We start from the raw sequence: 11,048 nt of genomic DNA on the forward strand, positions 1-11,048 counted from the left end.
CATGTCGGGCCTCCCACCGTTCGCGGCACCGATGCCGCTGGATGCGGCCGCCCCTGCGGCCCTGGAAACGACCCGCAAGGCGCCCACCAGCGCCTGGTATGCGCTGGCGGTGCTCATCATCGCGACGGTGCTGGGCTCGATCGACAAGGTCATCCTCACGCTGCTGACGGAGCCGATCCGCCAGACGCTGTCGCTGTCCGACACGCAGCTCGGGCTGCTGCAGGGCGCGGGCATCGTGCTGTTCACCGGCATCGCCACCTTGCCGCTGGGCTGGCTCAGCGACCGCTACGACCGGCGCGTGGTGCTCGCGGCCTGCGTGGTGCTGTGGAGCGCCGCCACCGCCATGCGCGGCACGGCCATGGACTACGGCGTGCTGTTCGTCGCCTCCGTCGGCCTGGGCGTGGGCGAGGCGGGCCTCACGCCCATCACCAACAGCATGATCCCCGACCTGTTCCCGCGGGCGCAGCGGGTGCTGGCGAATGCGGTGTTCGCGCTGTCGGCCATCTTCGGCAGTGCGCTGGGCGCGCTGCTGGGCGGCACCATCGTGCACCTCACCGACGACCTGCGGCCCTGGCTGCCGGTCGCGATGCAGCAGCTCGAAGCCTGGCGCCTGACCTTCTTCGTGCTGGCCAGCGCCGGCATTCCGGTGACGCTGCTGGTGCTGTCGATCCGGCGCACGCCGCGCGGCGGCGCACAGGAAGCCAAGGCAACGCCGGGGGCAGCGGCCGCCGACGCGCCGGGCGCCACGACCCTGCGCCAGCACCTGCGCCAGCACTGGCGCACCTTCGCGGGCCTGGTGGTCGGCGTGGGCCTGACCAGCGTGGGCCTGAGCTCGCTGGGCACCTGGCTGCCGATCCTCACGGCGCGCACCTACGGCGTCACGCCGGTGCAGATGGGGCAGGGCATGGGCCTGGCCTTCCTGTGCGGCACGGTGGCCGGCGGCCTGCTGGGCGTGCTGTCGATGCGCTACGTGCAGCCGCGCATGGGGCCGGCCGCGGCGCTGCGCCTGATCATGCTGGGCAATCTCTCGGCGGCGCTGATGTCGACGCTGCTGCTGTTCACGAGTTCGGCCAACCACAACTTCGCGCTGCTGGGCCTGCTGGTGGTGCCGCTGATCGGCAGCGCGGTGCTGCTGCCCAACGTGCTGCAGGACGCGGCGCCGCCGCACCTGCGCGCCCGCACCATCGCCATGCTCACGCTGGCCAGCCTGCCCTTCGGCGTGGTGGGGCCGCTGGTGGTGGGCATGTTGTCGGACGCCCTCAAGTCGATGCCCAACGGGCTGGCGGTGTCCATCGTCGTGACCACGCTGGTCGGCGGCAGCCTGGGCGCCATGGTGCTGCGTGCCGCCGAAGGCCCGTTCGTTCGCCTGATGCGCGAAGCGAAGCCGAACTGAGCCTGCCGCGTCGAGATTCCGCTCCCCCCTTCATCGTTCGTTGTTCCTCCATGTCACAACCACACCCTTCAGCTCCTCTTCCTGACACCGCTTCCGCACTGGCCGCCATCGACGCGCTGGTGGCGCCCCTGAACCGCAGCGATGCGCCCGGCCTGGTGCTGGCCATCGCGCAGCATGGCCGCCTGCTGTACCGCCGCGCCGTCGGCATGGCCAGCCTGGAGATGGGCGTGGCGCTCACGCCGACCACGCGCATGCGCATCGCCTCCACCAGCAAGCACTTCACGGCCATGGCCGTGCTGCTGCTGGCCGAAGACGGCCTGCTCGACGTGGAAGACCCAGTGCAGAAATACCTGCCCGAGCTGCCGCAGCTGAGCGCCAACGGCCCCACGCTGCGCCACCTGCTCACGCACACCAGCGGCTGGCGCGGCCACGACGAGCTGTGGGCCATTGCGCACGGCCTCACGTTCACGCTGCCCGGCCCGGGCCTGCCGGCCATGGCGCGCCAGAGCGAGCTGAACTTCGAGCCCGGCACGCACATGGTCTACAGCAACGGCGGCTACTTCCTGCTGGCCAAGATCGTCGAGCGCGTGAGTGGCCGCAGCTTCAACGACTTCCTGAAGGCGCGCCTGTTCGGCCCGCTGGGCATGGCCGACACCTCGTCGGTGGTGACCGACCTGGACGTGGTCCCCGGCATGGCCGGCCTGTACATGCCCGCGCCCGGCGGCGGCTGGCGCCGCGGGCTGTACCCGTGCGAACTCGACGGCGGCGGCTCGCTGGTGTCGACGGCGGACGACATGCTGCGCTGGCTCGCCCACATGCACGGCAGCGAGAAGATCGTGGGCAGCGCGAAGAGCTGGGCGCTGCTGTCGGCGCCCACCACGCTGTCGTCGGGTTCGAAGGTGAACTACGGCTTCGGCCTGGCGCGCCACCCGTACCGCGGCGTCGAGATCGTGCACCACGCGGGCGCCGTGCTCGGCGCGCAGTCGCAGATGATCAGCGTGCCCCGCCACGGGCTGGACATCATCGCCATGGTGAACGGCGCGCCCGTGTCGCCGTCGGCGTTGGCCCTCAAGGTGATCGAGCTGCTGCTGGGCGACGCGCTCGCGCCGCCCGAGGTGCGCCCGCTGGCCAGCGCCTTCCCCGCGTTGCCCGGCCAGCGCTACCACGCACCCGCCACGGGCGGCCTGCTGGGCTTTGCGGACGTGGCCGGCAAGCTGGCGATGTCGTGGCAGGCCGGCGAGGCCAGGCCCCTGAACCAGGGCGATGGCACGCTGTGGCTGGGCCTGCAGGACCTGCCGACGAACGACCTCGTGATCGACACCGTCGACATCGACCCGCAGCGCGCACCCGATGCCTTCGTGCTGCATGAAGGCGGCCAGCCGCGCCGCTTCGAGCGCCTGCCCGAGACCGCGCCCGATGCCGCGTCGCTCGCCGACGCGCTGTGCGGCGACTACACCAGCGCCGACCTCGACGCCACCGCACAGATGGTGCTGGTCGACGGCCGGTTGCAGCTCACGGTGCAGGGCCGCCACGGCCAGCACGTGTGCGTGCTGACGCCGCTGTCGGCCGACGTGGCCACGCTCGCCTCGGTCGACCCGGTGCTGGCCCAGCTGGGCAAATCGGTGCTCACCGTGGAGCGCCAGGGCGGCCGGGTCGTGGGACTGCGGTTCGCCACGACGCGTTCGCGAAACATCCACCTTGCCCGCCAGGAGCCCCGCGCATGAAGTTCTTCACCACCCTGTTCGCCACCGAAACCAACACCTTCGTCTCGGCCCCCACCGGCCTGGGCAGCTACGAGGAATACGGCATCTTCCGCGGCGACGCCAGCACGCGCGACGCGACCGGCTACGGCCTGTACGCCGTGGAAGTGCGCCGGCAGCTGGCCGCCGAAGGCCATGAAACGGTCGAGAGCCTGCTGGCCTTCGCGCAGCCGCTGGGGCGCACCGTGCGCAGCGTGTACGAGCGCCTGCGCGACGAGATCCTGGACGACCTGCGCAAGGCCGGCCCGGTCGACGGCGTGATCCTCGTGCTGCACGGCGCGATGGTGGCCGACGGCTACGACGATTGCGAAGGCGACGTGATCTCGCGCGTGCGCGAGATCGTCGGGCCGAACGTGCCCATCGGCGTCTCGCTCGACCTGCACTGCCACTTCACGCAGAAGATGCTGGAGACGGCCGACGCCATCATTTGCTACAAGGAATATCCGCACACCGATGCGTTCGAGCGCCTGACCGAACTGATCCGCATCGTGGTCGACACCGCGCAGGGCCGCGTGAAGCCCGTGACGGCCGTGCACGACTGCCGCATGGTCGGCAAGTGGCACACCACGCGCGAACCGATGGCCGGTTTCGTGCGCCGCATGCAGGACGCCGAAAAGCTGCCGGGCGTGCTCTCGGTGTCGCTGGGCCATGGCTTCCCCTGGGCCGACGTGCCCGAGTCGGGCGCCAAGCTGTGGGTGGTGACCGACAACGACCCCGCGCTGGCCGCCAAGCTCGCCGAAGAACTCGGCCGCGGCTTCTGGGACCTGCGCCACGAAACCGGCGTGCCCTCGCTCTCGATCGAAGAGACGCTCGCCAAAGCCATGGCCACGCCGGATGGTCCGGTGGTCATCGCCGACACCGCCGACAACCCCGGCGGTGGCGCCACCAGCGACAGCACCTTCATGCTGCGCGCCGTGGTCGAGCGCGGCATCGGCGACGTGGCCTTCGGCGGCGTGTGGGACCTGGGCGCGGTGCAGCTGTGCCGCGACGCGGGCGTGGGTGCGAGCTTCGAGCTTCGCCTGGGCGGCAAGTGCGGCCCGGCCTCGGGCGATCCGATCGACCTGCACGTGACCGTGATGAACGTGGTGGAGGCGCATTCGCAGGGCGGCCTGTCGGGCGTGCGCACGCCCATGGGCCCGTGCGTGTGGGTGCAGGCCGCCGACGGCGTGGACATCGTGCTCATCAGCAAGCGCAACCAGGTCATCGGCGCCGACCTCTTCACGGGCCTGGGCATCGACCTGGCGGCCAAGAAGCTGGTCATCGTGAAGTCGGCGCAGCACTTCCATGCGGAGTTCGGGCCCCTGGCCAAGTCGGTGCTGTACGTGTCGACGCCGGCCTCGCTGAGCACCGACTTCGCCAACCTGCCGTACCGCGTGCGCGACCTGGACTACTGGCCGCGCGTGGAACAGCCCGGTCGCCCGTACCACATGGCTGCGCCCGGCGAGCTCTACACCGTCGACGGCCGCGCCATGCACCTGCAGCGCAGCGGCCCCGTGGCGGCCAGCGCCGCGCAGCCCACGCTCGTGATCGAAGCCGGCGGCGGCTGTGCCTCGACGACCTACGCGCGGCTGCAGCAGGCGCTGGCGGCGAAGCACCCCGTGATCAGCTACGACCGCGCCGGCATGGGCTGGAGCGAAGCCGACGACGCGCCCTTCGACGGCGAGCGCACCGCGCACCGCCTGCATGCGCTGCTCGCAGCCGCCGGCGTGACGGGCCCGATCGTGCTCGTCGGCCATTCGCTCGGCGGTCTTCTGAACCGGGTCTACGCGGGCCTGTACCCGCAGCAGGTGGCCGGCGTGGTGATGCTCGACGCCAGCCACCCCGACCAGTTCGCGATGTACGAGCACCCGCCCGAATCGCAGTTCGCGGCCGAGCGCGTCAAGCGCGCGGAATTCCAGGCCGGCGGCCCGCCGCCGCCGGAGCAGGCGCCCATCGAGGCCCTGTTCGCCGACATGCCGCAGGTGCTGCGGCAGATGAAGGCGACCTACACGCCCGAAGCGCTCGACACCATGGTGGCCGAGGTGCGCGGCCTGCCGCACGTCGCGCGCCAGGCGGCCGCGTCGCCCGACTTCGGCTCGCGTCCGCTGGCCGTGCTGTGGGCGAAGCAGCAGCCGCTGCCGGCCGGTGCCGACCCGGCCATTGCCGCGGTGCAGCAGCGCTGGCCCGAGTTCCAGGAAGCGCATGCGGCGCTGTCGACGCAACGCCGCCTGGCGTGCATCGAAGGCGCGGCGCACATGACGCTGGTGCTGCTGCCGCCGCTGGTGCAGCGCGTGGCCGAGGAGATCGACGGCGTGATGGCGCAGGTCGCGTCCGGAACCGGCCGATGACGCCCCTGGCCGAACTCACCACGCCCGCGCTGCTGCTCGACGTCGGCGTGCTCGAACGCAACTGCGAAGCGATGGCGCAGCGCGCGGCGCGCCACGGCGTGGCGCTGCGCCCGCACCTGAAGACCGCCAAGTCGGCGGAGGTGGCGCGGCGCGCCACGCGCGGGCAGGTCGGCGGGCTCACGGTGTCGACCGTGGCCGAGGTGGCTTACTTCGCGCGCCACGGCTTCACCGACCTGACCTATGCCGTCGGCATCGACGCGAACAAGATCGAGGCGCTGCACGACATCCAGCGCACGAGCGGCGCGCGCGTGACGCTGCTGGCCGATTCCGTCGAGGCCGTGCAGGCGGCCGGCGCCCGCGCGCGGGCGCTGGGCGCGAGCTTTCGCGTCCTGCTGGAGATCGACACGGGCGGCGGCCGCGGCGGCGTCGGTCCGCGCGACGACGGCCTGCTGTCGCTCGCGCGCGAGGTGCAGCGCAGCGAATCGCTGACGCTGGCCGGCGTGCTCACGCATGCGGGCCACAGCTACCACGTGCAGGGCGGCACGGCGATCCGCGCCATCGCCGAGGCCGAGCGTGCCGGCGCCGTGCATGCGGCCGAACGGCTTCGCGCGGTCGGCATCCCGGTCGAGGTGGTGAGCGTGGGCTCCACGCCCACGGCCGTGTGCGCGCAGACGCTCGAAGGCGTCACCGAGATGCGCCCCGGCGTTTACACCTTCTGCGACCTCGACCAGGTGGCGCGCGGCATCTGCGGCGTGGAGGACATCGCGCTGTCGGTGCTGGCCACCGTGATCGGCCACAACCCGCGCTCGCGCCGCGTGCTCATCGACGCCGGCGGGCTCGCGCTGTCGAAGGACCAGTCGGCGGCCGAGTTCCGCAGCGGCCTGGGCTTCGGGCTGGTGTGCCAGGCCGAGGGCACGGTGCCGCTGCCCGGGCTGTGCGTGGCGGAGCTGCACCAGGAGCACGGCCTCATCGCCTGCGAGGGTGATGAAGAGGCACAAGCCATGTTCCGTGCGCTGCCCCTGGGCGCCCGCGTGCGCGTGCTGCCGCACCACGCCTGCATGACGGCCGCGCCCTACGACCGCTACCACGTGGTGGAAGGCGCCGGCAGCGGCGTGCAGGCGGTCTGGGACAAGGCGCGCGGCTGGTAAGCCGCGGCCTGAAGAGAACCTATTTTTTCCGGAGAAGACAACGATGACGAAGACATTCCTTGCGCGGCTGACGGCCGTGGCCGCGCCTTTCGTTCTGGCCCTGGGCCTGGGCAGCGCGCCGCAACTCGCGAGCGCCCAGACGCCGCCGGCACCGCAGGCTGCAGCGAGTGCTGCTGCCACCGCACCGGCGCCCGTGGCGGTGCCCGAGAAGCCCGCCGCACCCGCTGTCGCACATGCCGCCACCGCCAAGGTCGACAACCCCTACGGCGTGGGCGCGCTCTGGTCGCAGAGCGATGCCGTCGCCAAGGCCGTGCTCGCCATTCTGGCGATCATGTCGATGGGCAGCTGGTACGTGATCGTCACCAAGCTGCTGGAGCAGATGCGCATGGGCCGCCAGGCCCGCGCGGTCGACAACGAGTTCTGGAACGCGGGCACCGTGCAGGCCGGCACCGCGCGGCTGGCCGAGGGCAGCCCGTTCCGCTTCATCGCCGACGCCGGCATGCAGGCCACGCAGAAGCACGACGGCCTGCGCGGCAAGGTCGACTTCGCCGACTTCGTCGACCTGTGCATCCACCGCGCCACCGAGCGCGTGCAGCGGCGCCTGGGCAACGGCATGTCGCTGCTGGCCACCGTGGGCTCGACCGCGCCTTTCGTGGGCCTGTTCGGCACGGTCTGGGGCATCTACCACGCGCTCACCGCCATCGGCGTGGCCGGGCAGGCGTCGATCGACAAGGTGGCGGGCCCGGTGGGCGAGGCGCTCATCATGACCGCCATCGGCCTGGCCGTGGCCGTGCCCGCGGTGCTGGGCTACAACTGGCTCCTGCGCCGCAACATCACCGTGATGGACGACGTGCGCGAGTTCAGCGGCGAGCTGCACTCCGTGATCCTGGCCGGCAGCGCCGCCGCCTGACGCCCCGCGCACACAAGCGGACTGCGCCATGGCGATGAACATCCCGGCTTCCGGGGGAGACGAGGAACAGGCCATCGCGGCCATCAACACCACGCCGCTGGTCGACGTGATGCTGGTGCTGCTGATCATCTTCCTCATCACCATCCCGGTGGTCAATTACTCGGTGCCCGTCGCGGTGCCGAAGGAGCGCAACGAGGTGCGCGAGAGCAAGCCCGAGACCGTCGTGATCTCGGTGGACGCCAGCGGTCGCACCTACTGGTACGACACGCCGGTGCGTGACACGCCCGCGCTGGTGGCGCGGCTCACCAAGGTGGCGGCGATGAACCCGCAGCCCGAGGTGCACATCCGCGGCGACTGGCATTCCGACTACGAGCCGGTGGGCCGGATCATCTACGCCTGCCAGGCGGCCGGGATCGCCAAGGTGGGCTTCATCACCGAGCCGCCCGCGCGCAACTGAGACGAGACAAGCAAGCCATGTCAAGAAAACAGAAGCAGGGGCGGCGCAGCAGCACGCCTTCCGACGAGCCGATGATGGACATCAACACCACGCCGCTCATCGACGTGATGCTGGTGCTGCTGATCATGCTGATCATCACCATCCCGATCCAGCTGCATTCGGTGAACCTGAACATGTCCACGGGCAACCCGCCGCCCAGCGAGCTCAAGCCCGAGGTGCTGCGCATCGACATCGACGCGCTCAGCGTCGTGCAATGGAACGGCGAGCCGTTGACCGACCGTACGGAAATGGAACGGCGCTTCGAGCAGGTCGCCGCACAGGCCGTGCAGCCCGAGGTGCACCTGCGGCCCGACCGGCGCGCCAAGTACGAAGTGGTGGCCGGCGTGATGGCTTCGGCGCAGCGCACGGGCGTGAGCAAGCTGGGCATCGTCGGCGCGGAGCAGTTCATCCCATGAAGCGCTCCCGCAAGGATTTCAACCCCAAGTCGCGCTTCGGCCCCGTGGGCATCGCCGTGATGGTGCTGTTCCACGTCGGCGTGGGCTATGCGCTCGTGTCGGGGCTGGCGCGCCAGACGGTCGAGCTGATCAAGAAGCCGATGGACGCGACCATCATCAGCGAGATCAAGCCGCCGCCGCCCCCACCCCCGCCGCCCCCGCCGCCGAAGAAGATCGTGCGCCAGGAAACGCCCAAGGCCCCGCCGCCGCCGCGGCCGGCCTACGTGCCGCCGCCGGCCGTGACACCGCCGGCCACCTCGGCGCCCGCGATCACCGCCGTGCAGAACACCGAGCCCACGCCACCGCCGCCGGCCGCTCCGCCGGCGCCCCCCGCGCCGCCGGCCCCGCCGAAGGCGACCTCCACCGACATCGCGGTGGCCTGCCCTCGGCAGGTCAAGCCCGAGATGCCGCGCAAGGCGCTGGACGAAGGCATCGGCGGCGTGGTCAAGGCCGAGGTGCGCATCAAGGGCGGCCATGTGCAGGAGGTGCGCTTCCTGTCGGGGCCGCGCGTGTACCACTCGGCCGTGCGTGCCGCGGTGATGCGCTACGAATGCCAGACCACGGGCGATGCGGAGGTGCTGGCGACGCAGGAGTTCGTTTTCCGCATCGAATAGGAGGAAGGCGCCGATCTCTCTTCTTCAGACAGGTCGGCCCATGGCGAGCGCGCGCATCACGGCGGCCGTGCGCGTCTCCACGCCCAGCTTCACGTAGACATGCTCCAGGTGCTTGTGCACGGTGCGGGGGCTGATCGTGAGCAGGGCGGCGATCTCGGCATCGGTCTTGCCCTGCGAGAGCCAGTGCATGACATCGCCCTCGCGCGGCGTGAGGCCGGCGGGTTGCGCATCGGGCAACGGCACGGCGGTGCGGCAGGCCAGCCGGTACAGGAAGGCCACCGCCATCGCATGCTCCAGCCCCACGCGCCGGCAGTAGTCGGCCTGCTGCGCCGCGCGGCGCAGTTCGCGCCGGCCCGGTGCCTTGGCGACGCGGCGCGGGGTGTGCAGGGGATGATCGTCGGCGCCACGGTGCCGCACGGGCAGATGCCCGGACTCCAGCTTGTCCAGCAGGCGAAGCGCGTTCGCCCAATCGTGGCGCGACAGGTGCGTCATGGCATGCCTTTCACGGCGCATACGCATTGCTGCGTATGGCGCCTGCACGCATCGAGAGACAGGATGCTCGCAGGCCCCTTGCCGCGAATTCAGTATAGGCAGGCAGGGGCCGCGTCTGTCGCCTGTCGACGAAGGGGATACACATGGCCATCGACGAAACACGGCTTAACGCGTTCATGGGTAACTTCGTCCACGACATCGGGGCCGTGATGCATGCGGCCACCATCGTCGTCGGCGACCAGCTCGGCCTGTACAAGGCGCTGGCCGAAGGCCCCGCCACCGCGGAGCAGCTCGCCCGCCGCACCGAGACCGACCCGCGCTACCTGCGCGAATGGCTCTCGGCCCAGGCCGCCAGCGGCTACGTCGAGTACGACCCGAAAGGCGAGCTGTTCTCGCTGACGGAGGAACAGGCTTTCGCGCTGGCCGAGGAAGGCAGCCCGGCCTTCGTGCCCGGCGCGTTCCAGATCGCCGTGGCGCAGTTCAAGATCATTCCCAAGATGGTCCAGGCCATGCGCACGGGCCTGGGCATCGGGTGGCACGAGCACGATGTGGCCTTGTTCCACGGCACCGAGCGCTTCTTCCGGCCCGGCTACGCGGCCAACCTGGTGAGTCAGTGGATCCCGGCGCTCGAAGGCATCGAGCCCTTGCTGAAAAGCGGCGCGCGCGTGGCCGACGTGGGCTGCGGGCACGGGGCCTCAACGCTGCTGATGGCGCAGGCCTATCCCGAGTCCAGCTTCGTCGGCTTCGACTACCACGCGCCGTCGATCGAGCGTGCGCGCGAAACCGCGCGCAAGGCCGGCGTCGACGATGAAAAGCGCCTGCGCTTCGAAGTGGCGAGCGCCAAGGATTTCCCCGGCGAAGACTACGACCTGGTCGCCGTCTTCGACTGCCTGCACGACATGGGCGATCCGGTCGGCGCGGCGGCGCACGTGCGGCGTACCCTCAAGCCGCAGGGCACATGGATGATCGTCGAGCCCTTCGCCAACGACCGGCTGGAGGACAACATCAACCCGGTGGGCCGCGTGTTCTATTCGGCCTCCAGCTTCATCTGCACGCCGGCCTCGCGTTCGCAGGAAGTGGGCCTGTGCCTGGGGGCGCAGGCCGGTGAAGCGCGCCTGCGCGACGTCGTTTCGCAGGGCGGCTTCTCGCACTTCCGCCGCGCCAGCGAAACCCCCTTCAACCTGATCTTCGAAGCTCGTCCGTAGGGACGTATCCAGGAGGCGCCATGTCACGCCAATACATCGATTGCCGCGAGTATCCGAGCACGATGAACTGCAGCGTCGCGCTCTGTGCCGACAGCGAGAGCGAACTGCTCGATGCCGCCGTCCAGCACGCCGTGGCCGTTCACGGCCACACCGACACGCCCGAACTGCGCAAGCAGCTGGCGAGCATGTTCAAGGCCGGCACGCCGCCGGTGCAGCTGGAGGCTGCGAAGACACCCGCCTGAAGGTTC

11 protein-coding genes are annotated in these 11,048 nt (G+C 70.8%); 10 read left to right on the top strand and 1 reads right to left on the bottom strand.

What is annotated here, in order from left to right; all coding sequences use genetic code 11:
• Position 1 precedes the first annotated feature (1 nt).
• Genes AC07Q9_RS28220 through AC07Q9_RS28255 form a run of 8 tightly spaced genes read left to right on the top strand, consistent with a single transcriptional unit; the run spans position 2 to position 9,103 of the window.
• On the top strand, positions 2-1,393 hold the full coding sequence (locus tag AC07Q9_RS28220; protein WP_495312578.1) for an MFS transporter: 1,392 nt from the start codon (positions 2-4) through the stop codon (positions 1,391-1,393).
• Positions 1,394-1,443: 50 nt separating this feature from the next.
• A complete protein-coding gene (locus tag AC07Q9_RS28225; protein ID WP_495312579.1) occupies positions 1,444-3,117 on the top strand; it encodes a serine hydrolase domain-containing protein in 1,674 nt (557 codons plus the stop codon).
• Positions 3,114-5,480, top strand: coding sequence for an alpha/beta fold hydrolase (locus AC07Q9_RS28230; RefSeq protein WP_495312580.1), 2,367 nt, complete (start codon positions 3,114-3,116; stop codon positions 5,478-5,480). Before AC07Q9_RS28225 ends, AC07Q9_RS28230 begins: the two co-directional genes overlap by 4 nt.
• Positions 5,477-6,628, top strand: a complete 1,152-nt coding sequence (locus AC07Q9_RS28235; protein WP_495312581.1) for an alanine racemase — start codon at positions 5,477-5,479, stop codon at positions 6,626-6,628. The genes AC07Q9_RS28230 and AC07Q9_RS28235 overlap by 4 nt, the downstream gene beginning before the upstream one ends.
• A 43-nt stretch (positions 6,629-6,671) precedes the next feature.
• The gene (locus AC07Q9_RS28240) at positions 6,672-7,538 is read left to right on the top strand and encodes a MotA/TolQ/ExbB proton channel family protein (protein WP_495312582.1); all 867 of its coding nucleotides are present in this window, start codon (positions 6,672-6,674) and stop codon (positions 7,536-7,538) included.
• 28 nt (positions 7,539-7,566) lie between these two features.
• Positions 7,567-7,995, top strand: coding sequence for an ExbD/TolR family protein (locus AC07Q9_RS28245; RefSeq protein ID WP_495312583.1), 429 nt, complete (start codon positions 7,567-7,569; stop codon positions 7,993-7,995).
• Positions 7,996-8,012: 17 nt separating this feature from the next.
• Complete coding sequence (locus tag AC07Q9_RS28250; protein ID WP_495312584.1) at positions 8,013-8,450, top strand: ExbD/TolR family protein; 438 nt, start codon at positions 8,013-8,015, stop codon at positions 8,448-8,450.
• Complete coding sequence (locus AC07Q9_RS28255) at positions 8,447-9,103, top strand: energy transducer TonB (RefSeq protein WP_495312585.1); 657 nt, start codon at positions 8,447-8,449, stop codon at positions 9,101-9,103. Before AC07Q9_RS28250 ends, AC07Q9_RS28255 begins: the two co-directional genes overlap by 4 nt.
• 24 nt (positions 9,104-9,127) lie before the next feature.
• Here AC07Q9_RS28255 and AC07Q9_RS28260 read toward each other — a convergent pair whose 3' ends face one another.
• Complete coding sequence (locus tag AC07Q9_RS28260; protein WP_495312586.1) at positions 9,128-9,595, bottom strand: response regulator transcription factor; 468 nt, start codon at positions 9,593-9,595, stop codon at positions 9,128-9,130.
• Positions 9,596-9,738: 143 nt separating this feature from the next.
• On the opposite strand from AC07Q9_RS28260, the gene AC07Q9_RS28265 reads away from it, so the two are divergent.
• The gene (locus tag AC07Q9_RS28265) at positions 9,739-10,800 is read left to right on the top strand and encodes a class I SAM-dependent methyltransferase (protein WP_495312587.1); all 1,062 of its coding nucleotides are present in this window, start codon (positions 9,739-9,741) and stop codon (positions 10,798-10,800) included.
• A gap of 20 nt (positions 10,801-10,820) precedes the next feature.
• Positions 10,821-11,042 carry a DUF1059 domain-containing protein gene (locus AC07Q9_RS28270; protein WP_495275143.1) on the top strand — a complete coding sequence of 74 codons (222 nt, stop codon included), beginning with the start codon at positions 10,821-10,823 and terminating at the stop codon, positions 11,040-11,042.
• Positions 11,043-11,048 lie beyond the last annotated feature (6 nt).

It is taken from the genome of Variovorax sp. GW821-FHT09A10, from assembly GCF_059418385.1.